Origin of the sequence: Salimicrobium salexigens (assembly GCF_900156705.1) — a bacterium.
Taxonomy (GTDB): domain Bacteria; phylum Bacillota; class Bacilli; order Bacillales; family Halobacillaceae; genus Salimicrobium; species Salimicrobium album.
Genome location: NZ_FTOK01000003.1, coordinates 254894 through 281775, shown reverse-complemented (window position 1 = coordinate 281775; position 26882 = coordinate 254894). Strand labels below are relative to the sequence as shown.

At 39.7% G+C, this 26882-nt stretch carries 29 protein-coding genes and 1 pseudogene; 18 read left to right on the top strand and 12 right to left on the bottom strand.

Features of this window, described 5'->3' with window-relative positions; all coding sequences use genetic code 11:
* Positions 1 to 977: 977 nt before the first annotated feature.
* The 7 genes from BW931_RS05595 (at position 978) to BW931_RS05565 (ending at position 7038) form a co-directional block, all read left to right on the top strand.
* Positions 978 to 1916 carry an ABC transporter ATP-binding protein gene (locus BW931_RS05595; protein WP_076570634.1) on the top strand — a complete coding sequence of 313 codons (939 nt, stop codon included), beginning with the start codon at positions 978 to 980 and terminating at the stop codon, positions 1914 to 1916.
* Positions 1909 to 3153 (top strand): ABC transporter permease, encoded by a 1245-nt coding sequence (locus BW931_RS05590; protein WP_076570631.1) that lies wholly within the window; start codon positions 1909 to 1911, stop codon positions 3151 to 3153. Before BW931_RS05595 ends, BW931_RS05590 begins: the two co-directional genes overlap by 8 nt.
* A gap of 291 nt (positions 3154 to 3444) precedes the next feature.
* Positions 3445 to 3792, top strand: a complete 348-nt coding sequence (locus BW931_RS05585) for a hypothetical protein (protein ID WP_076570668.1) — start codon at positions 3445 to 3447, stop codon at positions 3790 to 3792.
* Between the two features lie 568 nt (positions 3793 to 4360).
* Positions 4361 to 4870, top strand: a complete 510-nt coding sequence (locus BW931_RS05580; protein WP_076570628.1) for a GNAT family N-acetyltransferase — start codon at positions 4361 to 4363, stop codon at positions 4868 to 4870.
* A 122-nt stretch (positions 4871 to 4992) separates the two neighbouring features.
* Positions 4993 to 5514 carry a DUF4269 domain-containing protein gene (locus BW931_RS05575; RefSeq protein ID WP_076570666.1) on the top strand — a complete coding sequence of 174 codons (522 nt, stop codon included), beginning with the start codon at positions 4993 to 4995 and terminating at the stop codon, positions 5512 to 5514.
* Between the two features lie 179 nt (positions 5515 to 5693).
* Entirely contained in the window at positions 5694 to 6116 is a 423-nt protein-coding gene (locus BW931_RS05570) for an RDD family protein (protein WP_076570625.1), read from the top strand.
* A gap of 595 nt (positions 6117 to 6711) precedes the next feature.
* On the top strand, positions 6712 to 7038 hold the full coding sequence (locus BW931_RS05565) for a hypothetical protein (RefSeq protein ID WP_076570623.1): 327 nt from the start codon (positions 6712 to 6714) through the stop codon (positions 7036 to 7038).
* Positions 7039 to 7104: 66 nt separating this feature from the next.
* On the opposite strand, the gene BW931_RS05560 is transcribed toward BW931_RS05565, so the two are convergent.
* Positions 7105 to 7278, bottom strand: coding sequence for an IS3 family transposase (locus BW931_RS05560; protein ID WP_143541860.1), 174 nt, complete (start codon positions 7276 to 7278; stop codon positions 7105 to 7107).
* A gap of 122 nt (positions 7279 to 7400) precedes the next feature.
* Between BW931_RS05560 and istA the strand changes: the two genes are divergently transcribed.
* A complete protein-coding gene (gene istA, locus BW931_RS05555) occupies positions 7401 to 8954 on the top strand; it encodes an IS21 family transposase (protein ID WP_076570620.1) in 1554 nt (517 codons plus the stop codon).
* The gene (gene istB, locus BW931_RS05550) at positions 8944 to 9687 is read left to right on the top strand and encodes an IS21-like element helper ATPase IstB (RefSeq protein ID WP_076570617.1); all 744 of its coding nucleotides are present in this window, start codon (positions 8944 to 8946) and stop codon (positions 9685 to 9687) included. Before istA ends, istB begins: the two co-directional genes overlap by 11 nt.
* Positions 9688 to 9912: 225 nt before the next feature.
* On the opposite strand, the pseudogene BW931_RS13840 reads toward istB, so the two are convergent.
* The 10 genes and pseudogenes from BW931_RS13840 to BW931_RS05505 form a co-directional block, all read right to left on the bottom strand.
* Positions 9913 to 9963: pseudogene (locus tag BW931_RS13840) on the bottom strand (hypothetical protein); the annotation flags it as partial.
* Positions 9964 to 9969: 6 nt separating this feature from the next.
* Positions 9970 to 10401, bottom strand: coding sequence for an IS3 family transposase (locus tag BW931_RS05540; protein ID WP_159435669.1), 432 nt, complete (start codon positions 10399 to 10401; stop codon positions 9970 to 9972).
* Between the two features lie 131 nt (positions 10402 to 10532).
* A complete protein-coding gene (locus BW931_RS13760) occupies positions 10533 to 10850 on the bottom strand; it encodes a helix-turn-helix domain-containing protein (RefSeq protein ID WP_076570611.1) in 318 nt (105 codons plus the stop codon).
* A 150-nt stretch (positions 10851 to 11000) separates the two neighbouring features.
* Positions 11001 to 11591: a hypothetical protein gene (locus BW931_RS05530; protein ID WP_076570608.1), complete on the bottom strand. Its 591-nt coding sequence runs from the start codon at positions 11589 to 11591 to the stop codon at positions 11001 to 11003.
* A gap of 88 nt (positions 11592 to 11679) precedes the next feature.
* A complete protein-coding gene (locus BW931_RS05525) occupies positions 11680 to 11931 on the bottom strand; it encodes a hypothetical protein (RefSeq protein WP_076570606.1) in 252 nt (83 codons plus the stop codon).
* Positions 11924 to 12097, bottom strand: a complete 174-nt coding sequence (locus BW931_RS05520; RefSeq protein WP_076570604.1) for a YvrJ family protein — start codon at positions 12095 to 12097, stop codon at positions 11924 to 11926. The genes BW931_RS05525 and BW931_RS05520 overlap by 8 nt, the downstream gene beginning before the upstream one ends.
* Positions 12090 to 12488, bottom strand: a complete 399-nt coding sequence (locus BW931_RS05515) for a sigma-70 family RNA polymerase sigma factor (protein WP_076570602.1) — start codon at positions 12486 to 12488, stop codon at positions 12090 to 12092. The genes BW931_RS05520 and BW931_RS05515 overlap by 8 nt, the downstream gene beginning before the upstream one ends.
* The gene (locus BW931_RS13490) at positions 12482 to 12637 is read right to left on the bottom strand and encodes a hypothetical protein (protein ID WP_159435668.1); all 156 of its coding nucleotides are present in this window, start codon (positions 12635 to 12637) and stop codon (positions 12482 to 12484) included. Before BW931_RS13490 ends, BW931_RS05515 begins: the two co-directional genes overlap by 7 nt.
* A gap of 235 nt (positions 12638 to 12872) precedes the next feature.
* A complete protein-coding gene (locus BW931_RS05510) occupies positions 12873 to 13439 on the bottom strand; it encodes a hypothetical protein (RefSeq protein WP_076570600.1) in 567 nt (188 codons plus the stop codon).
* 769 nt (positions 13440 to 14208) lie between these two features.
* Entirely contained in the window at positions 14209 to 14640 is a 432-nt protein-coding gene (locus BW931_RS05505; protein ID WP_076570598.1) for a hypothetical protein, read from the bottom strand.
* 473 nt (positions 14641 to 15113) lie between these two features.
* Here BW931_RS05505 and BW931_RS05495 point away from each other — a divergent pair, with 473 nt between their 5' ends.
* The 8 genes from BW931_RS05495 to BW931_RS05460 all read left to right on the top strand — a co-directional run bounded on the left by BW931_RS05495 (position 15114) and on the right by BW931_RS05460 (position 25473).
* Positions 15114 to 15782 carry a UPF0489 family protein gene (locus BW931_RS05495; RefSeq protein WP_076570594.1) on the top strand — a complete coding sequence of 223 codons (669 nt, stop codon included), beginning with the start codon at positions 15114 to 15116 and terminating at the stop codon, positions 15780 to 15782.
* Between the two features lie 236 nt (positions 15783 to 16018).
* Positions 16019 to 16351: a YolD-like family protein gene (locus BW931_RS05490; protein ID WP_076570593.1), complete on the top strand. Its 333-nt coding sequence runs from the start codon at positions 16019 to 16021 to the stop codon at positions 16349 to 16351.
* Between the two features lie 107 nt (positions 16352 to 16458).
* Complete coding sequence (locus BW931_RS05485; RefSeq protein WP_084193857.1) at positions 16459 to 17316, top strand: GIY-YIG nuclease family protein; 858 nt, start codon at positions 16459 to 16461, stop codon at positions 17314 to 17316.
* Between the two features lie 159 nt (positions 17317 to 17475).
* The gene (locus BW931_RS05480) at positions 17476 to 19488 is read left to right on the top strand and encodes a type I restriction-modification system subunit M (RefSeq protein ID WP_076570591.1); all 2013 of its coding nucleotides are present in this window, start codon (positions 17476 to 17478) and stop codon (positions 19486 to 19488) included.
* Positions 19485 to 20843: a restriction endonuclease subunit S gene (locus BW931_RS05475; protein ID WP_076570589.1), complete on the top strand. Its 1359-nt coding sequence runs from the start codon at positions 19485 to 19487 to the stop codon at positions 20841 to 20843. Before BW931_RS05480 ends, BW931_RS05475 begins: the two co-directional genes overlap by 4 nt.
* Positions 20840 to 23830, top strand: a complete 2991-nt coding sequence (locus BW931_RS05470; protein WP_076570586.1) for a type I restriction endonuclease subunit R — start codon at positions 20840 to 20842, stop codon at positions 23828 to 23830. Before BW931_RS05475 ends, BW931_RS05470 begins: the two co-directional genes overlap by 4 nt.
* Before the next feature lie 165 nt (positions 23831 to 23995).
* Complete coding sequence (locus BW931_RS05465; protein ID WP_076570584.1) at positions 23996 to 24919, top strand: Kiwa anti-phage protein KwaB-like domain-containing protein; 924 nt, start codon at positions 23996 to 23998, stop codon at positions 24917 to 24919.
* 23 nt (positions 24920 to 24942) lie between these two features.
* The gene (locus BW931_RS05460) at positions 24943 to 25473 is read left to right on the top strand and encodes a hypothetical protein (RefSeq protein ID WP_076570582.1); all 531 of its coding nucleotides are present in this window, start codon (positions 24943 to 24945) and stop codon (positions 25471 to 25473) included.
* 102 nt (positions 25474 to 25575) lie between these two features.
* On the opposite strand, the gene BW931_RS05455 is transcribed toward BW931_RS05460, so the two are convergent.
* On the bottom strand, positions 25576 to 26139 hold the full coding sequence (locus BW931_RS05455; protein WP_076570578.1) for a recombinase family protein: 564 nt from the start codon (positions 26137 to 26139) through the stop codon (positions 25576 to 25578).
* A 391-nt stretch (positions 26140 to 26530) separates the two neighbouring features.
* Between BW931_RS05455 and BW931_RS05450 the strand changes: the two genes are divergently transcribed.
* The gene (locus tag BW931_RS05450) at positions 26531 to 26809 is read left to right on the top strand and encodes a YesK family protein (RefSeq protein ID WP_084193856.1); all 279 of its coding nucleotides are present in this window, start codon (positions 26531 to 26533) and stop codon (positions 26807 to 26809) included.
* Positions 26810 to 26882: the final 73 nt, after the last annotated feature.

The following is a 26882-nucleotide window of genomic DNA, read 5'->3' as shown; positions in this document are numbered from 1 at the left end:
TTCAGCATACTTTACGAAGATATAAATCCTTCTGCAACTAAGGGCAGTTATCTTGAGACCGAGTCTTCAAGTAAAGGGCAGGATAGTTGAAGACTCAGTTTCGAGGTAAATGGATGATTTAACTTATTTTTGAAACTTCATATAGGTTTATACGTAAATTACATAAAGAGGAATTTCTTCAACTTCTAATTTGAGCTTTTAGGTAGGTGATTAAGTATTTTATTGTTCATTGCATTCCTGTTAATATGTGCTACTTGGGTTTGGTTTGTTTATAACCACAAAAATAAAAAAACTCACTTACTATTAGCTATAGTTACAATTGGGGCACCCTACTTATTTCACTTCGTAGGCTCACGATATGCTGCCTATATTGGTAGTCAAGGTACGGCATTTGCATCAGCATATCTTGTGTTAGTTTTATTCGCTAACAGTGCAATACTAATTATATTTATGGCAGTTAGCACTGCTAAGAAAAATAGAGGAATTCAATAGAGATGTAATCTGAAGTTTATTGATACGAAGTCGTTATCTAATAAAACTTTAATTCAAGAATTATACAATCGGGGGCTATTTTTCAATAGAGAGATTTACTCATGCCACTGGGTACGAATTTTATAAGATAGTCTTCAAAAAATGATTACATTCGTGAAATGGCAATACATAAAGGAAAGAAGGGAACGAATTGCAATTACTGATTTTGTTACTATTATTTGCTGGTATATTTGCGATATATGACGCAATAAAAAAGGTCAACAATAATATTCTTGAGCAGACCGAGGAACTAAAAAAGATACGTGAAGAAGCAAAGGAGAGCAGTGAAAAGTAGATTTTACTATTGATGTACCGGGTGAGTTAGTTAAAGATCAACTACAAAGTGTCACGAATTCGAGTCTTCCTGTATCGGGGGCAATTGTGGAAAATCACATTAGACTCATCACACTTACTAATAGATAGTGACAAAAGAGAGGAAGAGCAGAATGAACCAGACATTACTTACCGTAGAGAAACTCGGCAAGTCTTATAAAGACAAACAGATTGTGAAAGACATCTCTTTCCGTGTGAAGAAAGGGATGATTACGGCGATTCTCGGTCCGAACGGTGCGGGTAAATCGACGACGATCCGAAGTATGATGGGAATCATGCAGCCGGACGAAGGGAGCGTCCAGTATCAGGATCATATGGAACAGGGGGTGCCGCATCAGAAGGTCGGCTATCTTCCTGAAGAGCGCGGCTTGTACAAGAACGTGAAGATCATGGATATCATTCTATACTTTGCGGATTTGAAAGATTATCCGAAGAAGAAGGCGAAAGAGCGTGCTCTGGAGTATTTGAAGAAGTTTGGCTTAGAAGGGAAAGACAAAGTGTCGGTTGAAGAGTTATCCAAAGGGATGGCGCAGAAGGCTCAGTTCATTGCTTCCATCATTCATGAACCGGAGCTCTTGATATTGGATGAACCATTCTCTGGGCTTGACCCAGTCAGCCAAGACGTGTTTAAGCGGGAGATCAGGGAGCTTGCTGATAAGGGAACAGCTATCTTGCTTTCCTCTCACCAGATGAATCTTATCGAAGAGATTGCGGATGACTTGCTACTCATACATAAGGGGGAAACAGTTATTCAAGGCAGTATGGAGGGGGTCAAGGAACAGTATTCGAATTACAAATGCACGCTCATCGGTGAAAATGAGGCCTCTCTTTTCGCAAATCTTCCATCAGTCCAAAACGTCGAGCAGGACGGGAGTAAAACGGTTCTTTATTTGGAAAAGAATGTTCACATTCCGACATGGGTCACATATATGCCCGAGGATTGTATCATTCAAGAGATGACGATCGACCGTATTTCGTTGCATGAAATATTCGTAGGTATTGCTACAGACAAGGATTTGATGAAGAGCGGAGGGGGAGCGGATTATGCGTAATACGTGGAAAGTTGCTAAGTGGGAGTTTAAGCGGAATGCGACGAACAAGTCGTTCATCATTTCCACATTGCTGACTCCTCTCATTTTTCTTTTGTTTGCGTTTCTACCATCTCTGCTTTCAGGATCTGATAGTACGAATGATTCAGAAATGATGAATGTGTATGTGCAAGACGAAGTTGGCGTTGCGCCGCGAATCGAAGCATTTGTGGAGAATCAGGAGTCCCTCAATTGGGAGATTGAAGTTGTACAGGGGGATGATCAGACTGTAGCGAATGCCATCGATGATAGAGAGAATCAAGCGCTCCTGTCATTAACGGAGGATGCGATCGAGCGTGGGGTGATCGAAGTGACAACGAGTGAAGAAGTAACTGAGTCATTCTTTGAGCAGTTGCAGCTTCTGAGTCAACCGATTCAAGCCTATCAATTCGAACAGTTGGGTCTTACAGAGGCTGAGCTGCAGCAAATCACCTCGGGTATTGCTTTTACTAAATCGGAAACAGCAGCTCCTTCATCAGAAGGGGGCACAAGCAATCAATCAAGTATTATAGAAGGAGAACTGATTGTCCCGGGAATCTTTTCCTTGATTGTTCTATTTGCCATTGTCTTCACAGGGATGATGATTTTCCAAAGTGCTTCACAGGAAAAGAAAGAGAAGGTGTCAGAGATCATCTTATCTTCGATGACACCAGGAGAATTGATGCAAGGGAAGATAATAGGTTACTTCGGGCTAGGATTGAGTCAGGTTGTTGTCTGGTTAGGATTTGGAGTGCCAATCGCAACATGGCGACTAGAAGATGTCCCTGTTCTTGATTCTTTGTTGGTGCCTGAGCTGCTGATTATGGTGTTCATCGCCATTCTTGGATACCTACTGTTCGCTGCCTTGTTCGTAGGGTTCGGAGCTACAGTCGAGGACATCAGTTCCTCAAGCAACTTCCAAGGGTTCATTATGATGCTGCCGTTTCTTCCGTTCGTCTTCATCGGACCCATATTGAATGACCCGAATGGTATCGTTGCGACTATCGGCTCGTTCATTCCTTTTACATCACCAGCCGTGTTGATCATGAGGATGGCTATGCTTGGAGAACTGCCATGGGTGGAGATTGTCATCGCGGTTGTCGTGCTTATGATCAGTGTTTGGTTGATGATCAAATTGGCTGGCAAGATCTTCGAGGTCGGCATTCTGATGTATGGAAAGAACGCGACGCCTAAGGAAATTTGGAAGTGGATTCGGGCGTAAGATACAGTGATTTGCTCGTTAGGGTATTGCAATGCGACTTGACTGTTCGTGGTTCCTTACATCTATTCATTTTCTTTTTCTATACGAAGAAATGGGGAAGGTTCTGGATAAAAAGCTTGATAGAAGTCCCTTAAACAAATCAAATCGCCACCCATGTTTATGGATGAATTTAAGTAAATAATAGTAAATAATTGCTACAATTTCCAACTAATGTGCGTAATACTTATTTATTTTGAGTCTCCAACAATCGGAGGAAATAGATGAGGAATGAAGTTAGGTAGGGGGCTGTATTTGAACATAGATACTGATTCATTGGTTACTTTCCTTATTACATGGGGAATACCAACTTTTATGGTTGTTAGAACTTATTTAAAAATGGATTCAGATGATAGGAACTCTGCAAAGAAGGATTTTAAGTCGGTACATTTTGTTTTCACAATCGGCTCACTTGTAATAGGTTATTTTTTCGCTTCTATTGGAAATCTACTGACACTAAATATCATAAAGTTACCTGGAATTTTCTTAATGATCGTAGCAGGTATTACGATTACGGTGGATATGTGGAGAAAAAATAAAGCTAAAAGTATGTTAACACCAATGCTTATTGCAGTTGCAATCTTCTTCTTGATTAAGCCATAGGGACACAGTATTCATTTTTGTGCTAACGGGGCTATGGCATGTAAAACACATTATGTAAAATTATCGAAAAGCGAAATGCATCACGCATTGTCGCTTCTCGTTTTCTTCATACCTAAAGTGAATATAATAATGCCTAAGAATCCTGAGATTAAAAATATGTAGTTAACAGTGATAGTAATGCTTGAGAGTTCATTAGAAGTTAGAGTCCACAAACTTCCTGAAAACAGTAAGAAACTGCAAATAAAACTGATCATGTGTCTAGTGAACTTTTTCATCTGAGAGCCCCTTTCTAATGTATTCAAAAGTGTTAACTTTATTTGAATTTTTAAGTTAACACATTTAGGTTTTTATTCATAGTACGACGATTATGCGCAGGTTATCTTGATTTCAAGTCTTCATGCATCGGGGGCGATTGTTCATTATGGACAATTGCTTTTTCACTAATAGGCAAAATATTGAGAGACTGAGTTTCATTATTTTCTGTGAAGAGTTATTTTATTTTAGGAAATTTAATTTTCCTGTATTACTCTGAGCATCTAACTTATGATTTGTGGAAGGGAGAGAAAGTATGATTGAAGTGAAAAAAGGGAATCTTAGCGATGTTGCTGGAATCTCAAAAGTGTGCAGAGAAGGTTATTGGGCAACATACAGTGAATTACGAAGTGAAGAATATATTGAAAGAGTTATCAAGGAATTTTATAACCATGAAAGAATAGAAAGGGAAGTTATAGAAACGAGTAGATATTGGGGAGGGTATTTTGTTGCAATTGAAAATGCCCAAGTAATTGGCGCAGCGGGTGGAGGTATGATCGATCAAAACATTGGTGAAATCTTTGTTTTATATTTGGACTCGAGCAGAAGAAATGAAGGGATTGGAACCTTACTGTTAGATGCATTAACTCAACAACAAAAAGTAGAATTTGGTGCAAGGGAACAGTGGGTCTCTGTTTCAAAGGGGAATGATAAAGGTATTCCTTTTTATGAAGCAAAAGGATTTATTTTCGATAGTGAGCAAATAGACTATGGAAATTCTGAGGAAGAAAACTATATATCACTTCGATACTTCCGGAAAATTTAAGTGATTATTATTTCTATAAGTATCATATAGATTCAGCCTCTATTGCTAACAGTTGGCTTTTATATCCTATAGTAAACGTGCATTCATAGGTGGCGAATAAATTGTATGATCTTTTCGAAAAGATGAAAAAAGGTAATAAGAAGCAAAAAGATGCTTATCACACTATTAAAGAACTGTGTATATTTGATGAATTGAGTATCTATAACCCTGTGCTTTGTGGGACTATCCCAATTGGTATTGATTTAGATAATTCAGATCTGGATATTGTTATGGATGTAAAAGACTTAAAGCTCTTTGAAAAAAGATTAGATGATCTTTATGGGAACAAGCCTGGGTTTACCATGAAAAGAATAATTATAAGAAATCGTGAAGTTATTAAGGCCAATTTCTTGTCAAACAACTTTGAGGTAGAGTTGTTTGGGCAGGACCAATCTACTTATTGTCAGAACGCTTATTTACATATGGTTATTGAATACGAACTTTTAAAAGATAATCCTTCTCTTAAAGGTAAAGTAATTGAACTTAAAAAACAGGGATATAAAACTGAACCAGCTTTTTGTGAGCTATTTGGTATAACTGGAGATCCTTACGAAAGTTTAGTCCAATATGGACTCAAACAAGGAATTATAAGTTTGGATTGCTGAAGTTTTCAGATGAGATACTTATTGAGAGTGGGGTTGTCTTGATTTCAAGTTTTCCATAAACGGGGGCGATTGTTCAATAAGGGGATACTACAACTTTATTGATATAACGTTCGAGCAGAGATAGTGAGTCGTTTCTGGTTGTGTAATGTTTTGAACTAAGGTTCAGAAGGGGTGGTGAAATGGGGTTTGATTTAGATAGAGCAGGTTTTGGGATGAGATTGTTTGCTGGTGTGTTAGATACATTAGTTATTGTTATTCCAATCGGAGTTTTTGTTTATCTTTCTACAGGTACACCGTCACTAAATTGGACACAAGGTGTCACTTGGAACGTCTTGTATATCATTTATTCCATCATCCTTCCTGTAATCTGGGGAGGCTACAACGTAGGAAAAAGGTTAGTAAACATAAGGATAAATAAAGCTAATGGTAAGCAATTAAATATAGCGGATATGTTTTTTAGAGAATTCATCGGCAAGTTTCTTATAGGGTATTCAACTGTTGGTTTATCCACGCTGGTGAGTGCGTTAATGATTGTATTTCGCAAAGATAAAAAAGCAATTCACGATTTTGTAGCTGGAACTTTTGTTTCAAATGAAGTATGAATTTTCCCTGAGTTTATCTTGAAATCAAGTCTTTCGCTAATGGGGGCGTTTCTTGAAGATAAGATCAAAATAAGGCCACACATTTTAGATATGTCTAATATGTGTGGTTCTTTTAATACCAAGCGTAAAAGCCTCTAACCTAAATATAACATTGGTGAATGCCCAGTACTCCCGGTCGCCGTAGCCGATATCTACAACAACGCGGGGAGCACGATCGCCACTCTGATCTCCGCCGTCCACGTCGATACGTTCATAACCGGAAAACAGATCTTCGTTGGCTTCATTGGAAGATGGTTGGGTTTCGGTCTCCGGGGTTTCGGATGCGGTCGTCGTTTCTTGAGAAGGGGCTGATTCTTCCGTTTCCTTGTTTTCTTCTTGGGTTTCCGGTTCTTCCTCTGTCGTGGTCTCGTCGGCCGCGACTTCTTCGGTTTCTTCAGACTACAAAATTAGAAAAGGGAAAAGGACGTTTCGATGGAATTAATCGATGAAATAAACCGCGTAATTCAGATTATGGTTGTTTTTTTATTTAGTTATTTCCCTTTATATAGTGAAAGGCGGTAATCATCCACCTTTCAAAAAACAAGGAGGGATTTTAATGCCATATCAACCATGTCCGGTGCATGGAACGCACCAAATGTATCCAGGAGGAAGAGCAGAAGTATCCGACAAAACGGGTGAAAGCATGAGTAGTAAATATGATATTATTCAATATTATGAATGTGACTGTGGAGCACGACACGTTACTGAGGGACAGCCTCATGAACAACGCTCTATACTTTATCACATCTACAACGGTTATTTGAAATTCCTTGGCAGCACTAGTGAGCAAGCCGATGTCTATAGCTTTGAAGTAGATGAAGATAATATTTCTTATACTACCGCGACTAGCTTGTCTGGTTTTGAATTTAAAGAACTATACTAATCACCCCCTAGTTAACTTAAGATGTGGTCAAGCCCCAAAACTGTAGACATTGAAAAAACACCGGGGTTATGCAACCGCCTGATTTCTGTATTCAACAGGGGTCAGGCGGTTTAGTTTTCTCTGAGCACGTTGGTGATTATAGAAATAGATATATTCTTCCGTTATTCTTTGAGCTTCATCGATAACTGCGATTGGATAATAGTAGTGTAGACAGCCATCGAATTGATCCAGCCATGCCATCTTTTTGATCCACTTCGGACACAAAATGGACCCAATTAAGACAAAGCTGATCCACCCTTCTATATATAATTAAAGAGTACCTGAACGGTACTACTTTATTATAAAATGGGAGGTCTTTTTGTGTGGTTAAGTATCGAGAAATCTTAAGGCTTCAAGCGCAAGGGGTTACACAGAGGGGAATCGCTTCGAGCTGTGGTCATTCACGTAACACAGTGAGGGAAGTTCTTAAACGAGCTGAAGAAAGAGCTGTCCAGTGGCCGTTAGAAGATGAGGTCACAGATGCTGATTTAATGGGTATATTGTTTCCGGAGAAACAAATCCCTTCTGACCATCGTCGTAAACCGGATGGAGATTATATTCATAAGGAATTGGCTAAATCAGGGGTCACATTGTCCTTATTGTGGGATGAGTATTCGCACCAATGTCGATCGAATGATGAGATTCCTTATAGTTACCGTCAGTTTTGCAGGTTCTATAACGATTATGCAAGAAAAACAAAAGCTACTATGAGGATTAAAAGAAAGCCTGGAGAACAGTTAGAAGTAGATTGGGCAGGAGATACGATGTATCTCACAGATCGTTATACCGGAGAAAAGACACCCGTTTATGTCTTTGTATCTGTACTACCGTGCAGCCAGTATGCTTATGTAGAGGCTTTCTTATCCATGAATATGGAAAGTTGGATTTCAGCCCATATACACGCCTTCCAGTTTTACGGGGGAACTCCAAGAATTATCGTACCCGATAATTTGAAGACGGGAGTAACAAAGTCATCACGCACAGATCCGGTCATTAATAGAGTGTATCAAGAAATGGCTGAACATTATCAGACAACGATAATACCGGCTAGAGTTAGCCGTCCGAAGGACAAGCCAAATGTAGAGCTTGCCGTCAAGCACATATCAACGTGGATTATCGCTTCTCTCAGACACCGAAAATTTTTCACTCTGATAGAAGTGAACGAAGCTATACAAGAGAAATTACAAGAATTCAACGATAAAACTTTTCAAAAAACAAGTGGAAGTAGGCAGCAAGCCTTTGAAGAAGAAGAGAAGTTCGCTTTAGCTCCCTTACCTACTTCCGCCTATGAAATGGCGACTTGGACAACAGCAACTGTCCAACCTGACTACCATATCAAAGCTGATACAAAGTTTTACTCTGTACCCTACGATTATATCAATTGTACCGTAGATATTCGAATAACGAGAAACATCGTAGAGGTTTTTTATAAGCATTCTCGCATCGCTTCTCACAAGAGACTGAAAAAAGGTGAAGGAGAATATCACACAATCCCTGATCACATGCCTGTGAAACATCAACAGTATCTAGAATTTGATAAAGATTATATTCTCAATTGGGGAGAAAAGGCAGGACCTTCCACATCTTTAACTATTGAAAAGATTTTGGAAAGCTACCCTTCAGAAAAGCAAGGTTTGAAGGCAACCTTCGGTTTAATGAAATTAGCTGATAAATATTCCATTGAGCGAATTGAAAGTGCTTGTAAGAGGATTTTAACGTTCACTCCACGACCTAAACTGAAAAGTATTCAAACCATTTTAAAAACGGGTCAGGATAAACTACCAATAGAAACAGAAACCAATAAATCAAATAATGAGAGCACGTACGGTTTCACACGTGGTGCAGCCTACTACGGAGGTAAAAAACATGACAATTGATAACACATTGACTAAGTTACAAGATATGCGTATGACAGCAATGGCAGATACTTTTAAAGAACAGCTGAACAATCCTGACTACCACGATCTCTCCTTCGAAGACCGTTTCGGTTTACTAGTGGACATGGAATGGGCTCGGAAACAAAATAGCAAACTCGAAAGACTGATCAAGGCGGCTGAATTAAGAGACACTCAAGCGTGTATCGAAGATATACATTACCACTCTGACAGAAAATTAGATAAAGCTTTGATCTTACGTCTTGCGACGGGTACTTATATCGAAGAACGCCATAATATCATATTAATGGGTGCTTCCGGGAACGGAAAAACATACTTAGGGTGTGCGTTTGGGAACGCAGCCTGTCGGCAGTTTTATAAAGTTAAGTATACGAGATTGCCGGATTTACTTGATGAATTGGCTATTCCCAGGGGAGATGGGACCTATCGAAAAATCATGAAGAAATATAAAAAGGTCAACCTACTCATTTTAGATGAATGGCTTTTAACATCTCTTAATGATACTCAAGCAAGAGACCTATTAGAGATTGTGGAATCTCGTCATCAACAAGGTTCCACCATTTTCTGTTCGCAATTCGATCCGCGAGGATGGCATGAGAAGATAGGAGAAAGCACACTCGCAGACGCTATCTTGGATCGTATCGTTCACGATTCCTATAGCATTGTCATCGACGGTGAAACTTCTATGAGGGAACGTTTTGGATTAAGACAATAAAAAGGTGAGCCATTATTTATAAGGTAGTGGCTCACTCTTGTCATAAGTGGATCAATTTTATGTCCGATATGGATTAAAAAGATGGCAGAAGTGGATCTGAGCGATGTCTTTCTACAAGTAGAGAGCTTCGAACTTCAAATGGGAAAAGAAGCTTTCGATACAGGCATTATCAAAACAATTGCCTTTACCTGACATACTGGGCATGATGTGGTGGTCAGCCAGTATGTTATGGTAATCTTCAGACGTATATTGGGTTCCTCGATCACTGTGAAGGATCGGGGGTCACATTGCGTCTGTTTCTTTATGAACAGCTTCTTTTACGGTATGCAGCACAAAGGTTAAGTCATAGGAATCACTGATTTGATAAGCAATGATTTCCCTGATGTATAAATCCATAATCGTGGATAAATAACGGTGTTCCCGTCCCACAATAATATAAGTGATATCGGTGACCCGTTTTTCGTTCGGTTTCTCCGCATGGAAATTCTGAGCTAAAACGTTGTCGGCGATATAAGGCTTCATCACTTTTTTCATGCGAAGCTTCGTGCTGCGTTTCCTGCGTATTTTAGCTTTTAAGTTCATTTCATCCATCAGACGATATACTTTTTTATGGTTCACCTTCCATTGATCCTGTCGGATTAATTCATCTTGAATTCGTCGGTACCCAAAACAGTGATCAAAAACTTTATAAAGTTCCCAAATTCGGTTTCGCAAGAAACGATCCTTATCCGGGTGTTTTCTGCATGCACGGTATTTGTGGGATCCACTCCTGGAAACGCTAAGGTAAGCACACAATTCTTCGATCGTGTAGGTTCCCCGTAAAGCATCAATTACTTGATAGGCCGTTAACGCTTCTCCCTTCCTAGAATCTCTAAATATTTTTTTAATACCTCATTCTCTATTTCCAACGAACGGATATACCTTTCTTGATCCGTATATTCCCCATGCTTCTTTGACCCTCGACCACGCCTGTCAACCAAACCATAAGCGCCCTGCGCTCGGTATTTCCTTGCCCAAGCCTTGATTAAGTCCTTATCATGAATATCTAATTTATTGGCAATCCACCGTTTCGTCCAACCTTTTTTCTTTTGACCTTTTAAAAGCCATAAGAATGCACCCCTTAAAAATCGTACGTTGTACCCAGGGGTTTTTTCAACGTCTATTTTAAGGGGTGCACACTAATGACTAGGGGGGGATGAATTTTTCCATTATCAAGCCTAGATGTTAAAAACAATCATGAGAGGTTCTCCCTTTTACCAAGACCAGTAGAGCAGCTTTATGAAGCTGCTCTACTGGTCTTGGTTTTCGTATACTTATTGTTCCATAGCACTTCGAAATTCGTCTACATTCATATACTCAATGCTCGTAAGTTCACCTTGTTCATTTGTATAAGCTGTACCTTCAACATCTATTGTTTTAGTTTCTTCACTTTCTTGATCCGTATAAGCAACTGTGACAGTGAAATTGTAATCACTACCATCTTCTTCAATAACAATTTCCTCAACTTCCATTACGTAGTTAGGTTGAGCGATTAGTAAAAACATTAGTGGACCATTAGTATTCACGAACTTTTCAAAGAAACTTTCACTTAAATGTGGCTCGAAATTTTCTTGACGATACTCGTTGAGTTTTTCTCCTAAATTTTCTACGTTACCCGTCATCAGTTCTTCTTGTTCTTCGCTAGGTCCAGTAAACAGATTCTCCAAAACGGCCTGCACATTTTCTTCCCCCTTGCTTTGACTTTCCTCATCATTTCCATTTGAATTATTATCAGTTTCTCCGGAATTTGAGCAACCTACAGCAAGTAATAAAATTCCTAGAAACATTAAAAGCTTCAAATATTTAATAGACTTTTTAATAATAAACTCTCCCCACTCTCCCCATTTTACTAGTAATTTTAACATATTAATCCAAATCTCTCTAATATATTTCTATAATTTAGATGTACAGTTTCAAACTGATAGACAATTTAGAAATTATTTACAAAAAATACTAAAACTCTTTAATATCATGATGTTCTGAAAGTACAGATATTGTTTTTGCTTCTTCCTTCGAAGAATTTATCATCTCAAAAAAATCTGGCACTTTTTCTACATCTTCCTTTAAAACCTTAATTATGATTTTTTTGTGCAATTCTTGCCGTAAGTCCTCTCTATTTTCAGGAGTAGTTTGGGCAAGAGCATTTGTAATTACTGGTTGTAGTAGTTCTATTAATTCTTCTGCAATTAGTTGCTTATCAACCATCGTTTTCCTCCTCACCTTTTGCTACTTGAACCACTGTTTCAGACAAATTAATTATAGCTTGTTCCAGTTTTTCTAACCGTTTTTCAAACTTATGAAGTAAATAGATAGTCACAGCTATAGGAAAACCTACGTTCCCTACCATTTGAACGATATTTAAATCAGCCATGGTTCATATCTCTCCTTAATTTCTTAATGACCAAACGTCTAGTTTTCGATACTGATTGTTGAGAAATCCCTCTTTTCTCTGCGATTTCACTATCTTTCAAGCATCTAAAGAAATAATCTCTAATAGTATTTTGTTGGTACTCCGAGAGATTTTCTATTAAAGAACGAAGATTATCATTTTCGATTTCATCCTTCCAAGTCTGATAAGGTGATTTTTCAGTGTTCTGTCTCTCATCAATGATGTAATCTTTTAAAATTAAAGAATCATCATTAACAAGAGACGAATCTAAAGTGGCAGGATAACGATTGGCTAGTTTCCTTTTCTTTTTATCGAAATCTTTAGCCTCGTAAACTATCGTTTTAGAAAAATACGAAATATTTTTCGTTAACATATAGTGTCTTCTAAAAGCGTCCCTAACCTTATTTTCATTTTTTTAGAAGGTGTATTTAGATATTCATTAATAATTACTCTTTCTCTTTCTAAAAAATTTTTAATGATAGGATTTTTCAATATTAACTCATCTTGGTTTTTACCTTGCATAGCAAAAACACTCCTTAGAAATAGCTCCCAAAAAAGCAAACATACGTTCCTTTTTCAAGTAAAAAAAATAAGCACTTTTTTCTCCTATTACATATTAAAGGGAACTGAGAAAAGAAAAAAACAACCACTACATGTAAATTTTCTTATTTTTCAGAACTAAGAATGCGATCTAAAAACTTGGTTTCAATTTACAATTTACTTCCACTAAAAAAATTACAAGTTTTCCACACACTAATTAGAACATATGTTCCGACATTTTTCCAAAAAAAGAAAAAAACTGAAGGGCACACACCCGCCTGCCTTTAATAAAAACACATCTTGAATCCACGACATCTTCAAAACGAAACCACAACCCTCGCCTGCGTCGCCTCTGACTCCTTGGGATTTGATGATGGTCCACCACCATCATCAAATCAAGCGAAAGAACCTTTAGATTTTTGTAAGTAAGACAATTACGAAAGTTCAAGGTCAAGTAAAGAGGGGACGACCTAAGTACTAATATAGGGACGACAATTTTTTCCGCTTTTTTTATATACCGAATTTTCTCTTCTCGATAGATGAGATCTTGCCACTCTTCGTAAGCTAAGACATCGACCTTCTCCAATCGAAAAAGTAAAATATCATTACTTTTCTCGACCAGTTCTAAAATCTTTTTGTCCTCTAGCGTTTCTAAGTATTCTTTATGGAAATCTTCACGCTGCACCTGCTCTTCGTCTTCGCTCTTATGTTCCTGTTTCCATTCTTTGAAGTTATCGTATTCGATAGCCTGTTGGAAAGCAGAATATAAACTTTTCGATTCCATGCGAACCCCCTCCCGAGAGAGATTTCACAGAAAAACGGCCAATTCCTCGTCCAGTTCCGAGCGACGCAAAAGAAGAAAAGAAGCAAAAAAAGAAAGAAGTCAGACCCTACCGCGTCTCTGCGCTCCTTGCTTTTCAATTAAAAGAATATCCTCGATACCTCGGAATCTTCGAAATACCAAAAGTCAAAACCACGCCTGCGGCAGCAAGATGCCTTGGGATTGATTATTGGTGCAACCCCACCACCAACAATCAATCTTAACCAACTATTATTTAAGATTCCGGAATGAAGCCTTTTCGTAAGAGGAAGATAAAGTCAAGGTCAAACCAAGAGGGGTTGGAAGACCTTATAGTTCTAATATAGAGGCGAGAATTTTTGCAGCACCTATTTTTTCCAATTCAGCAGTCTACTTACCGTTGATTTGTGTACTTCTAGTTCCTTCGCAAGCTAGCTTAAATTTGCTTCAGGGTGTTCTTGCAGGTGTTTATTTATCTACTCTATTCTCTGTTCCTTCTGTTCCCTTTTGGTTTGCTTCCCTTGTTCGCGAAGCTTCTTCCTATAAGGACTACCGTTATTGTCGTTTCTTTAAGATCCTCAAACTATCGTTTCTGCGGAGTGCTGCCATCGCACCAAAGCTACGCCCTCAAAAGACAAACAAACGTTCCTGTATATTGTTTTACATTTTATACTTATTAAACCCTATATTCAACCATTATTTATTCAATTAATTATGTAAAAAAAAGGGGTAAGTAGCCTTCATAATAGACTGATTACCCAATGGAATAGTATCTTAATTTAACATTCGTGAATGCCCAGTACTCCCGGTCGCCGTAGCCGATATCTACGACAACGCGGGAAGCACGATCGCCACTCTGATCTCCGCCGTCCACGTCGATACGTTCATAGCCGGAAAACAGATCTTCGTTCGCTTCGTTGGAAGATGGTCGGGTCTCGGTCTCCGGGGTTTCGGATGCGGTCGTCGTTTCTTTTTCCTTTTCTGTCGTTTCTTGAGAAGGCACTGGGTCTTCCGTTTCCTTGTTTTCTTCTTGGGTTTCCGGTTCTTCCTCTGTCGTGGTCTCGTCGGCCGCGACTTCTTCGGTTTCTTCAGGTTTCTCAGGGGTCGAGGTCGCTTCGTCCTCCGCACACCCTAACGTAACGAGCATGGTCAGAAGCAAAAGAACGTACATAATCATATTTTTCATGGGAAGGCTCCTCTCGGGATGATAGATGAATCACAGGGACCTCGGGACCTTCCCGGGGTCGTTGTAGTTGTAGTATACCATCTTCGGTTCGGTTGGGGGAAAGAGGGAGAAAAAGGCCCTTTCAACATATGTACGGATGCAGGGGCGTGTCGGACTCTATATCTCTTCGTTCAGGGAAGAGAAAAAATGGAGATCGTTTGGAGGAATAGGGGCGGATTCTTTAGGGGAAGAGAAGCAAAGGAAAGTGAAGAAAAAGATGGCACCTATTGGTGAAGAGAGGGAGGCTGCTACAAATTTTTGTGTCCCTTGAAGGTACCAAAAAGAAATGTGTGCTTCGGGCTGAGTTCTCCCGTTACAATAAAGAAAGGGTAAGAATAGAAATTAGAAGTCTATTCTAAAAATTCTTCATTGCCATTGTAACTTTTAACTTGCACCGATTAATTTTGCTAAAAGGTAACATGGAGGTATATGTAATGAAAAAAGTACAAGATATGGAACATAATTGGAAAATTAAATACCCACGCCGAAATGTATATTTGATGAGAAACCACAATTGGGCTTTTTCGGCGTGGGAAATAGGGAGAATTAATAAAGAAATAAAACCAGGTGCAAAGTTATTGCATGTTGATTTTCATGATGACTATTCTGAACCTTCTCAAAGGTTAAATGAGATTGAAACAAAAGAAGAAGCCATTCGTATTGCTGAAACCTTAACTATTACTGAATTTATAAAAGCAGCTGAAAAGACTGGTACCATAAAAGAAGTGTTTTCGATTGGGGATTATGAGAAACCTTCAGATGAAATTTGTCATTCTTATACTTACAATCAATTTGAATATGAGTATCGAAAAGAATTTTTCAGAACGGAAGGCCAGAGTTTTATATTGGATTTAGATTTAGACTTTTTCAATTTACACGCTCATAGATTTATTGATAACAATCACGATAATAATCCTTATCGATTTAGTGATGAGTTTATTAGAAAGCAATTAGAATTCTTGAAGAATTACGAGGACGAGTGGAGTCTAGTTTCTGTATGTATTTCTCCAGAACATTGTGGTGGTTCTGAAAATGCTCAACAAATACTTGAGATTTTTCTCGATACTTTTGATTTAAATAATGAGGATTATATCTATTGGTAAAGGTGGTTCGGTACATTTTTAAAAGATTAGTGTATTTTTCCGTTAGTTACTACGTATCTAAATTTTATATAACAAGTAGTCAACTGTAACAGAGGGGTTCCAATTAGTTGGATCCTCTCTTCTTGCATAGTGAAGCGCGAAACAAAAGAGGACAGAGTTCTTGTGTTCTTTTCTAATAACAAGTAATAAGTATGTTAATATAAGAACAAATGTTCTTGCATAGTGAGGGAAAAATTATGGGCGAACCGATGGATCGCGGCTCGAAAAAATGGCAGGGCCTAATGCTGCCGGAACATGTGGAGATGCTGAAAGAAGCAGAGCGGGAGCAGTACCGCAAAGAAAAACCCATCCTCGACGAACAGGAATGGGACGAGATTGGACAGAAACTTATGGAAGCCCTGGAGACCGGAGAATCGGTTTGTGTCACCTATTACAACGGTTTTGACTTTACGACGATTCCTCTTCTCGTGAAGGATGTCGATGACCAACGGAAAGTTCTGCATGGAAGGGGTGCTGCTACGAAAGAGTCCTGCACGTTATCCTTTTCCTCCTTGATAGATGTTCAGTAAGCTGAAAAAGATAATCATTTTTTTAACACCCCTTAAATGATCAGAAAGAAATACGTGTTTTTGACCTATGACACCCGTTACAATGAAGAAAAGGGAAAAAGTGGGGAATGAACATGAAACCTGTCGGACGCACCATTCAGATATTCTTGCCGTTTGGATCACCGCGTGGCGTGAAAATCGCAGAAATCACCAATCGCACGGTCCAAGCTATTTACATACCGCGGCATGAACTACATAAAGCAGCGGAACGACCTGAAGTGCAAAACGTCGGTCTGTATTTCCTCTTCGGCCAGAATGCCGAAGACTCGAAGCCGCAAGTCTACGTCGGCGAGGCGGAAAACTGTATGAAACGTCTCGAGCAGCACCACAAACAGAAAGAGTTTTGGGATGCGGCGGTTGTGTTTGTGACGAATAACCATCAGAATCAGTTCACGAAAACAGATGTAAAGTTTCTGGAGCACTTGGCGTACCAGGAAGTCGGAAGGATCGGACGTTATAAAATCGATCAGACGATCCCGACCTTATCTTTCGTACCGGAATGGCGTCAGGTGGACCTGGCGGATATTTTTGATACACTGAAAATCTTACTTTCGACTCTCGGGTACCCGTTGTTTGAGGAAATGCGAAAAACGACGGCTGAAGATGAACAAGACGTGTTTTATTGCAGAGCCAAAGGTATGGAAGCCCGAGGTGAATACAACGATGAAGGATTTGTCGTATTCAAAGGTTCTCGAATGAGTGCGGAAACCACGAACAGTACGCATCAACATTTCAAAGTGATTCGGGAGACCTTGATCAAGGATGGCATCGTAACTCAAAATGTGGACGGGGGCTACGTGTTTGCCGAAGACTATTCGTTTCCGTCTCCGAGTCAGGCGGCCGCCATCGTATTAGGGCGCAATTCAAATGGATGGAAAGAGTGGAAGAGCAAAGAAGGAAAGACATTGGATGAGTTGAGAAGGTAAAATCTATGTAGAGCACAGAGAAGTTGCCTATATGCTATTGCTAATCAATAGTAAAATAGAGAGTGACTCAGGAATATAGGAGTCTTCCGTATCAACCACGAACGTACTTTTGAGCTAGATTATAGAAATTAAAATGTTGTATACGAAGGAGAATAAGACATGGTGAATTTTCAGGATAAAGTAAACTTTTTATGGACCATCGCAGAAATATTGAGAGGCCCCTACAAACCGGAAGACTACGGAAAAGTCATCTTACCGATGGCGGTCTTACGTCGCTTTGATAACGTATTGGAAGATACGAAAGAGGAAGTATTGGAAAGTTACCAGCAATTCAAACACCTTCCGGAAGACGCTCGCGAGGAAATCTTGAACCGGAAGTCCAAGGAGCGTTTTCACAATACAAGTAATTACGACTTCCAGAAGCTGTTGAATGATTCCGATAACATTGCGGAGAACCTTCGGGACTATATCAATGGGTTTTCCAAAACAGCGAGGGATATCATCGAGTATTTCGACTTTGATAAGCAGATTGAAAAAATGGATCGGAATGACGTTCTTTATCTTACGGTGAAACGATTCGCAGAGGTCGATCTTCATCCAGATACCGTATCCAACCTGGAAATGGGTTATATCTTTGAAGAACTGATTCGTCGGTATTCAGAGCATGCCGAGGCCGGGGATCATTATACACCACGGGAAGTGGTGCGTCTGATGGTCGGACTCATGTTCAATGAGGATGACGAAATTCTGACGAAACCTGGGATTACCCAGACCCTCTATGATGGCTGTGCCGGTACCGGAGGTATGGGGTCCATCGCCCAGGAATACCTGAACGAATTGAACGAATCGGCAGAGTTAGAATTTTTCGCGCAAGAGATCAACGAGGAATCATTCGCCATGTGTAAGGCGGATACGTTAATCAAAGGAGAGAACGCGCAAAATATCCGTTTCGGCAATACGCTCACCAAAGACGCTTTCCCTACACAAAAATTCGATTACCTGATTTCAAATCCTCCCTATGGCGTCGAGTGGAAACCATCGGAAAAGGTCGTGAAGGAAGAACATGCAGATTTAGGGATGCAGGGGCGTTTCGGTGCGGGATTGCCTCGCATCGGGGATGGCCAGCTGTTATTCCTGCAGCACCTCGTATCCAAAATGAAGCCAGTGAACGAAGAAAACCCGCAAGGGTCACGCTTGGCGATTATCATGAACGGGTCTCCGTTATTTACGGGAGATGCCGGTAGCGGGGAAAGCGAAATACGAAGGTATATGATTGAAAATGACCTGGTCGAAGGAATCGTTGCGATGCCTCCGAGCCTTTTCTACAATACGGGGATTTCCACGTATGTCTGGATTTTGACCAATCATAAAGCGGCGTGGCGGAAAGGAAAAATCCAGCTGGTGAATGCCGTCGATTATTACGAAAAGATGCGGAAGAGTCTCGGAGAAAAGCGGCATCAGATTTCTCCTGACCAAATCAATGAAATTATCCAGATGTACGGTGCCTACAAAGAAAGTGATAACGTGAAGATTTTTGATAATGAAGACTTCGGTTATCAAAAAATCGTTGTCGAGCGCCCGTTGAAGCTGAACTTTAAAATCGATGAGGAACGAATCGAGCGGTTATATGAACAAAAAGCCTTCCAAAACCTTGCAACATCGAAGAAAAAAGGGGAGGCCGGAGCCCAGGAGGAAGAAGCCGGAAAGAAAAAACAAGAGGCTATCATTGCTACACTGCAGCAACAGAAAGACGGCACGCTTTATAAAAATCGCGAAACGTTCACCGAGAAAGTAAAAACCGCATTTGTGGATGCTGGCATTGATATGAAAGCTCCGTTGCAAAAAGCAGTGCTGGCAGCGCTGTCCGAGAAAGATGAGACGGCCGACGTATGTGTGAAGAACAAGAAGGGGGATATTGAACCGGACCCCGACTTGCGCGATACCGAAAATGTGCCTCTCACAGAGAATATTCATGACTATTTCAAGCGTGAAGTAATGCCACACGTGCCGGATGCATGGATTGATGAAGAGAAGACGAAAATCGGTTATGAGATTCCGTTCACAAGGCATTTCTATAAGTATGAGGAACTGCGATCATCAGAGGAAATCAAGGCTGAAATCCAAGATCTTGAAGAGAGCATCTTAGAGAAGTTGAAGAAGGTGATGGTGTGAGTAGTGTTACAGAAAAATTTGAGGATTCTGGAGTTCATTGGATTGGAAGTGTTCCTGATCACTGGTCCGTGAGTAAAATAGGTTATTTTTATGAAGTGCAATTAGGTAAAATGGTACAACCTAATAAAAAGTCAGAAACTGATAAACTAGTTCCCTATTTAAAAGCAGTGAATGTTCAAGACTCCGGCTTAAAATATAATGATGAGAATAAAATGTATGCCTCATCAACAGATTTGGCAAAGTATGATGTAGAAAAAGGAGATCTGTTAGTTTGTGAGGGTGGAGAAATTGGGAGATCTGCGTTAGTTGACAAAGAGTACAAAGGATTTGTTTTTCAAAACTCACTTCACAGAGTTAGGTCAACTTTTAATAATGTGCAGTTCTTGCATTATATTATGCAAGCAATTAGAAATTCTGGTTATATTGATGTGCTAGTTAATAGGTTAACGATTGCTCATTTGACTAGAGAGAGATTAATTGGGGTCAAGATAGCTATACCTAACAAAGGTGAACAAGATGTAATAGTTCAGTTTTTAAATCATAAAACCTCGGAAATCGACACCTTAATAGCAGACAAACAGAAACTGATTGAACTGCTCGAAGAAAAGCGGCAAGCGGTGATTTCAGAAGCCGTCACGAAAGGGTTGGATCCGGATGTTCCGATGAAAGATTCTGGGGTGGCATGGATCGGGGAGATTCCTGAGCATTGGGGATTAAACAGATTGGGTACTATTACCGACAAATTATCCAATGGTTATGTAGGTCCTACAAGGGACGTTTTAAGAGATCACGGAATTCGCTATTTACAATCCCTGCACATAAAACAAGGGAAGGTTTTGTTTGATAAGAAGCCATATTATGTTGATGAATCTTGGGGTAGTAAACATGAAAAGTCAAAATTGAAAAAAGGTGATTTAGTAATTGTTCAAACAGGAGATATAGGTCAATGTGCAGTTATCACTAGGGAATTTGAAGATACTAATTGTCACGCTTTAATTATTGTTAGATTAAAAGAACATGTAGGATTTGGTGAGTACCTTAATTGGTATTTTCAATCTAATTATGGTTTCTTTTCTCTTCTTTCTTTTAAAACTGGAGCACTACATCCCCATCTGGATCCCGGTAGAATTAAAAATATGAAAATCTTGTTACCTCCAAAAGAAGAACAAGAAAACATAATAAACTATTTAAATAGAGAAATTACTGATATTGAATCAATTATAAATATACAGAAAAAAATCATAAATAGATTTAAAGAATACCGCCAATCCCTTATTTATGAAGCAGTTACGGGAAAGATTGACGTGCAAGAGATGGAAAGGAAGATAGAACAGGAGGAGGTGTCGTCCTCGTGAGTATTGACAAAAGTGAAAAGGGGTTTGAGGAAAACATTGAACAAGAACTCTTGCAGGCAGGGTACAAAGAGCGTGTGCTGACCGGGGAGGCGCTTGCCACATTTCAGAAGTGGGCTATCGATCAGGAGTTGCTGTTCTCCTTTTTCGAAGCGACGCAACCAAAAGCCATGGAACGGTTGAAAAAAGTATATAAAGACGATTATCAATACAAAGTGATGGATCGTATTGATAAAGAACTGAAAAGTCGGGGGATCATCGACTGCTTGCGCCACGGGGTGAAAGACTACGGGGTCACGCTTACTCTTGCTTACAACAAACCGCCGACGGACATGAATCGAACACTCGTCGAAAACTATGAACAGAACATTTTCACGGTGAGTCGTCAGGTCTATTACAGTGCAGCCAACCGTAACTCCATTGATATGATGATTTCGTTGAATGGCCTACCCCTGGTGGTGATGGAGCTGAAGAATCAGTTGACCGGGCAGACAGTAGAACATTCCATGAAGCAATTCCGCAAAGATCGGGATCCTAACGAGCTTCTGTTTCAATTCAAGAAACGCGCGGTCGTGTTCTTTGCCGTGGATACGGATGAGGTGTACATGACGACCCAACTGAATAAAGGGAGCACCTTCTTCCTTCCTTTCAACCGGGGAAATGAAGGAGGCAAAGGGAACCCTCCCATAGAAGGTAATTACCGTACGTCTTACCTCTGGCAGGAAGTACTGGACCCGGATAGCCTTCTGGACATTCTTTTCCGATTTGTTTACGTTCAGAAAGAGAACATTCGGGACAGCAATGGAGACATCATCGATGAGAAAGAGATCGTCATTTTCCCCCGATATCACCAGTTGGATGCGGTACGTAAAATAGAAGCTGATGTCAAAGACCACCGGGCCGGGAAGAATTACTTGATTCAGCACTCGGCGGGAAGTGGGAAGACCAACAGTATCTCCTGGCTGTCTCACCGTTTGGCGAAGACCCATGATGAGGAAGACAATCCCGTCTTCGATAGCATCATTGTTATCACAGACCGTAGGGTATTGGACAGACAACTGCAGGACGCGATTTACCAACTGGAACACAAAGCGGGTATGGTGGAAAAAATCGATGAGGACTCGGACCAATTGGCAAACGCGATTCGCAACAAGACCAAAATCATCGTGACGACCTTGCAGAAGTTCCCGTTTATCCTTGATAAGGTCGGTGAATTTAACCGGGGCACGTATGGCATCATCATCGATGAAGCCCATAGTTCTCAAGGTGGGAAAGCTTCCTCTGCCATGACGGCTCTTCTATCGAATAAGACGCTAGAGGAAGCATATGAACAGAGCATGCTGGAAGAAGAGGAAGCGACGGATGCGGAAGAACAAATGATCAAAGAGATTGCGAAAAGCGGGGATCAATCGAATATCTCTTTCTTTGCTTTCACAGCGACTCCTAAGCCAAAAACTGTGGAGCGCTTCGGGACCCAGAACGAAGATGGCACGTACGAACCGTTTCATCTTTATTCGATGCGCCAGGCCATTGAAGAAGGGTTTATTCATGATGTGCTGCGAAACTATGTGACGTATGAGACGTTCTACCAGGTTGAAAAGAATATCGAGGAAGATCCGGAAGTTGCCAAGAGCAAGGCAAGCCGGCAGATTGCCCGGTATGTAGCTCTTCACCCTCATAATATTGCGCAGAAAGCGGAAATTATGGTGGAGCACTTTCGGAAGGTCACCCGCCATAAAATTAATGGTCGAGCGAAGTCGATCGTTGTCACAGGGAGTCGTCTCCACGCCGTACGGTACAAGCATGCGTTTGATAAATATCTGAAAGCGAAAGGTTATAACGATTTGCAGACCCTTGTAGCTTTCTCAGGTACAGTCGAAGACGGTGGGCTGTCCTATACAGAAGCGGACATGAACGGCATAAGTGAGAACGAATTGCCGGAGAAATTTCATTCCGATGATTATCAGGTATTGATCGTGGCAGAAAAATACCAGACCGGCTTCGATGAACCGTTGCTTCATACAATGTATGTCGACAAGCCTTTGGATGGCATCAAGGCTGTGCAAACCCTGTCCCGATTAAACCGGACATGCAAAGGGAAAGATGACACCTTCGTTTTGGATTTTGTCAATGATCCGGAAACTATCCAGAGTGCGTTCCAAACCTACTATGAAGTGACAGGACTGGGAGAAGCGACGGACCCGAATATCCTATACGATCTTCAACACGAACTGGATGCCATGCAAGTGTATACGGGCGAAGAAGTAAATAGGGTTGCGAACTTGGAATACAGCGATCAGCCTTCGAAGAGTGCTCGCTTCCAGGGGCAGTTGAATGCTGCGTTAGATCCTGGTGTCCAGCGATTCAACAGTGAGTTGGAAGAAGAAAGGCAAGACCATTTTAAATCTTCCGCCATGAAGTTCGTACGGACGTATGCGTTCGTCTTGCAGATTGGTCCTTTCTCCGATGTAGAGTTGCACAAACGGTTTATTTATTTCAGTTCTCTGCTGAAGAAGCTTCCGAAAAAGCCCGAAGACCCGGTCTATCTTTCCGATGACGTGGCACTGGAATACTATCGGAATGAAAAGTCTTTTGAAGGAAGTATTTCGCTTGATTCGACGGGAGGAGAACATCTGTCGCCTTCCCAATACGGGAGTGCCGGGAGCGGAGAAGAAGAGAAAGAACGTCTTTCTTCTATTATTGAACGGATGAATGAACGGTTCGGCACAGAATTCACCCAGGCGGATAAGTTGTCGAGAGACCAGATCATCGAAGACATGAAAGCTGATGAGGAGCTCATACAGAAAGCACAGAACAATACGAAAGATAACTTTAAATTCAGTTTCAACCGGACCTTTATGGATTTTGTCGTGGACCGTATGCAGAGCAACGAAGAGTTCTTTATGAAAATCCTCGAGGACCCAGAGTTCAAGGAATATCTCATGGACGACATGGTGGATGAAGTGTATGAAGGTTTAAGGAAAGAGTGAGGACTATACCTCTAGTTTTAAACAACGGCTTGAGTACTTAACTATTATGAGATTTAGGTATGTGAGTGTGGAGCCTTAATTTAATTAGAGCCGATTGATGATAAAAGCATACAAGGTGGGTTCACACCATTCTGGCAATAAGGTTATTCAAGGGGGAGGGGTAGAATGGAATTACAAGATGTCCAATTATTACTTGAGAGATTCACTGAACCGAATGGAAGACTTACTGCTTTATTTGTAACTAAAACGGGTACAAAATACAGTGCTTTTCAACCACAAATATCAACTAACTTGCAGACTGAGATAATAAGACTTTTTAAAGAGACAATAAATTCTAAGAGGGATGATGAAAATTTAAGTAAAGTTCCTTTTAATCCTAGTGGCCAAGAGCAGGATGAATATTCAGAGTGTAGCACAGACTATGTTGGAAATTATGGAGAGGTTATTAATTTATTTGATAGTGCTAATAGTGAAATTGAACCTGATGATATTAGTTTTATAATTTTTAGACTTAGAGTAAATGACGATACTGAATCGCCGCGGTACATCTACTTTTTTAGAAAAAACCACAAACTCAAAACTATTCGTAAAGGATTTTGGATGAGAAAAGTAGATCATACATTTCGAAAATTAGAAGGCAATAAACTTGTAGCTATAGACGGAGCAATCGACGCGGTTTCCTTAGATGATAGTATTCTATTCTTCAGCCATATTTCTGCTGAAAGAATATTCAATCTTAGAGAAAAGTTCAGGGAGAACGCTTCATTAGTATTGAATGATGACAGGGTGGTTGAAAGGATAGATAACTTTGAGGAATTTCAAGATGACTGTTTAAATGACGCTCGAATTATAAGGCGTCTTACAAAAATTCAATCTAACCCCGCAATAATTGATCTGTTCCATGAACATTTCGGTAACGCCCCTGAAGTTGTAGAATTATTTGACCTAAACATCACATTTAATGACGAAGAGAGCAGTATCATTTACGAAAATAAAGAACAATTAACCCATATTACCATGCTGATGAGAGATGCTTATTATAGAACTATATTGGCCGATAGGAAAGGAATAGACGATTTTAACGTATGAAAGCATAAGGAGGCAGGGTAAGTATGTTAACTAACTTTTATAAAATATTGTTGTTTGTTTCATCATTTATGCCTCTTTATGTAATACTTATGGTTAAATTTTACGATTTTGAAGAAGCCTTCTTTAAAAATATTAAAGACAACAGTACAGCTTTTGTTTTTTTACTTACTTTAATATTGATATCTGTTCTGACTTTTATGTACTTTTACTTCTGTGAACTAAACTCAGAAACAAGTTTTTCACGGATAGAGAATAAGAATAGTGAAATTCTGACTTACTTCATTACTTATATCGTTCCTATTACCACTTTAAATGTAGATGAAATTAATTCCATCATAATCAACTTTTTACTGTTCTTTGTGATAGGGGTATTTTATGTGAAAAGTGATCTTTTCTATTTAAATATTTTATTTACCCTCACCGGATTCAATGTCTATATAGATGTGAACAATAAAGTGGTGTTGTCAAAAAAGAGTGCTGATAGAATCAATGATCAAGGTCCGATTAGTGTAAGAAAAGTCGGAGAGAAAATTTACATTATTAACAAAAAATGAGATACAAACTATAAAATAAATTAATCTGCTTTAATCTTTTATAAAGTAATGTCTCGAAAAACTGATAAATAAGTTGTTACACTTGAGAGAAATTAAACTAGACTATTTTTCACTGTCTTTTGTTCTTTTAGCTCGCTTCAATGTGCTCATACTTATTCCCGTTAACTGCTCCACTTCTCGATAAGATTGGGTTTCCAACAACTGAAGCGCGTGATCAATCTGCTTCTTATTATATTTTTTCGGCCGGCCTTCGCGGAAGTCCGGTCGTTTTTTGGCTAGGGCTTTTCCGTCCTGGGTTCGTTCGACGATCATGTCACGCTCGAATTGGGCGAAGGAGGTCATGATGTTAAAGATCAGTCGTCCGGTCGGCGTATTTTCGATAATCCCCATATTCAACACGTGCACTCGTACCCCTCGCTCGAATAAATCCTCAATGATACTCGTTGCATCATTTGCGGAACGCGCAAACCGGTCCAGTTTTGTCACGGCCAAGGTATCTCCTTCATCTAACCGATCAATCAATTCATTGAACTCTTTTCGCTTTTCTCGTTTCGTCCCCGTCACAAATTCCTGGTAAATTTCTTCGCATCCTTCTTTTTTTAGTGCCTGGATCTGTCCTTCCAAATCTTGGCCTCTCGTTGACACTCTCGCGTACCCAAATTTCATGAAAAATCACCCTCACTTTTGACCATAAGTTATGACACTGTTCTATCTACTGATTTAATCACATCAGCTCATCGGTGTCAAAACTTCAAAGTTTTGACCAATAATTATTCGAAATAGATTACTGAATATTTAATACTCTAATGATCCTTAGTGTTCGAATTGATAAAATGTAATATATAACCATTTGAAAGAATTACATTACTTGCAAGCCAAATTCTTTTTTAATGGGAATTATCTCGAAACTGAGTTTTCAAGTAAAGGGCAGGATAGTTGAAGACTCAGTTTCGAGACAATAGAGAACTTGAAACTAAATTAGATTGTTGTCGTATGTGTATAATGAGCAGCTTTTTTAGTAAAGGGTAAATAGAAATTGAAAGGAGCCATTCTTATCATGCTTAACGGACCTTTATTAGTATCATTAATTCCTGGAATAATTGTATTGGCGCTTACGTGGTGGTTCAGTAGAAGGGGGCTCCCCCTATATATTAGGATTTTACCTGGAGGTCTATTAACTATTGCTGCTGTAATCCTCTTTTATATTGGTTTTGTTAACATTAGGGGGTTTGAAGGTGCAGCTTATGGCATTCTTTGTTTCTTTTTAATCCTTTTCTCTATTACATCTTTTGCAATTGGATTTAAGGTAAACATAGATCAATCAAAAAATAATTGATTAATCATCTTTTCAGGTAACGTTTCAGAATCGAATCTGCAGTATAGGTAATTCTCTTAGGGAGGTGAATTAT

What these genes read in the sequence shown, in the direction of transcription:
- BW931_RS05595 (WP_076570634.1), top strand. Translation starts at nt 978, where the DNA reads ATGAACCAGACATTACTTACCGTAGAGAAACTCGGCAAGTCTTATAAA.
- BW931_RS05590 (WP_076570631.1), top strand. Translation starts at nt 1,909, where the DNA reads ATGCGTAATACGTGGAAAGTTGCTAAGTGGGAGTTTAAGCGGAATGCG.
- BW931_RS05580 (WP_076570628.1), top strand. Translation starts at nt 4,361, where the DNA reads ATGATTGAAGTGAAAAAAGGGAATCTTAGCGATGTTGCTGGAATCTCA.
- BW931_RS05575 (WP_076570666.1), top strand. Translation starts at nt 4,993, where the DNA reads ATGAAAAAAGGTAATAAGAAGCAAAAAGATGCTTATCACACTATTAAA.
- BW931_RS05570 (WP_076570625.1), top strand. Translation starts at nt 5,694, where the DNA reads ATGGGGTTTGATTTAGATAGAGCAGGTTTTGGGATGAGATTGTTTGCT.
- BW931_RS05565 (WP_076570623.1), top strand. Translation starts at nt 6,712, where the DNA reads ATGCCATATCAACCATGTCCGGTGCATGGAACGCACCAAATGTATCCA.
- BW931_RS05560 (WP_143541860.1), bottom strand. Translation starts at nt 7,278, where the DNA reads ATGGCATGGCTGGATCAATTCGATGGCTGTCTACACTACTATTATCCA.
- istB (WP_076570617.1), top strand. Translation starts at nt 8,944, where the DNA reads ATGACAATTGATAACACATTGACTAAGTTACAAGATATGCGTATGACA.
- BW931_RS05530 (WP_076570608.1), bottom strand. Translation starts at nt 11,591, where the DNA reads ATGTTAAAATTACTAGTAAAATGGGGAGAGTGGGGAGAGTTTATTATT.
- BW931_RS05525 (WP_076570606.1), bottom strand. Translation starts at nt 11,931, where the DNA reads ATGGTTGATAAGCAACTAATTGCAGAAGAATTAATAGAACTACTACAA.
- BW931_RS05520 (WP_076570604.1), bottom strand. Translation starts at nt 12,097, where the DNA reads ATGGCTGATTTAAATATCGTTCAAATGGTAGGGAACGTAGGTTTTCCT.
- BW931_RS05515 (WP_076570602.1), bottom strand. Translation starts at nt 12,488, where the DNA reads ATGTTAACGAAAAATATTTCGTATTTTTCTAAAACGATAGTTTACGAG.
- BW931_RS13490 (WP_159435668.1), bottom strand. Translation starts at nt 12,637, where the DNA reads ATGCAAGGTAAAAACCAAGATGAGTTAATATTGAAAAATCCTATCATT.
- BW931_RS05510 (WP_076570600.1), bottom strand. Translation starts at nt 13,439, where the DNA reads ATGGAATCGAAAAGTTTATATTCTGCTTTCCAACAGGCTATCGAATAC.
- BW931_RS05505 (WP_076570598.1), bottom strand. Translation starts at nt 14,640, where the DNA reads ATGAAAAATATGATTATGTACGTTCTTTTGCTTCTGACCATGCTCGTT.
- BW931_RS05495 (WP_076570594.1), top strand. Translation starts at nt 15,114, where the DNA reads ATGAAAAAAGTACAAGATATGGAACATAATTGGAAAATTAAATACCCA.
- BW931_RS05490 (WP_076570593.1), top strand. Translation starts at nt 16,019, where the DNA reads ATGGGCGAACCGATGGATCGCGGCTCGAAAAAATGGCAGGGCCTAATG.
- BW931_RS05485 (WP_084193857.1), top strand. Translation starts at nt 16,459, where the DNA reads ATGAACATGAAACCTGTCGGACGCACCATTCAGATATTCTTGCCGTTT.
- BW931_RS05480 (WP_076570591.1), top strand. Translation starts at nt 17,476, where the DNA reads ATGGTGAATTTTCAGGATAAAGTAAACTTTTTATGGACCATCGCAGAA.
- BW931_RS05465 (WP_076570584.1), top strand. Translation starts at nt 23,996, where the DNA reads ATGGAATTACAAGATGTCCAATTATTACTTGAGAGATTCACTGAACCG.
- BW931_RS05460 (WP_076570582.1), top strand. Translation starts at nt 24,943, where the DNA reads ATGTTAACTAACTTTTATAAAATATTGTTGTTTGTTTCATCATTTATG.
- BW931_RS05455 (WP_076570578.1), bottom strand. Translation starts at nt 26,139, where the DNA reads ATGAAATTTGGGTACGCGAGAGTGTCAACGAGAGGCCAAGATTTGGAA.
- BW931_RS05450 (WP_084193856.1), top strand. Translation starts at nt 26,531, where the DNA reads ATGCTTAACGGACCTTTATTAGTATCATTAATTCCTGGAATAATTGTA.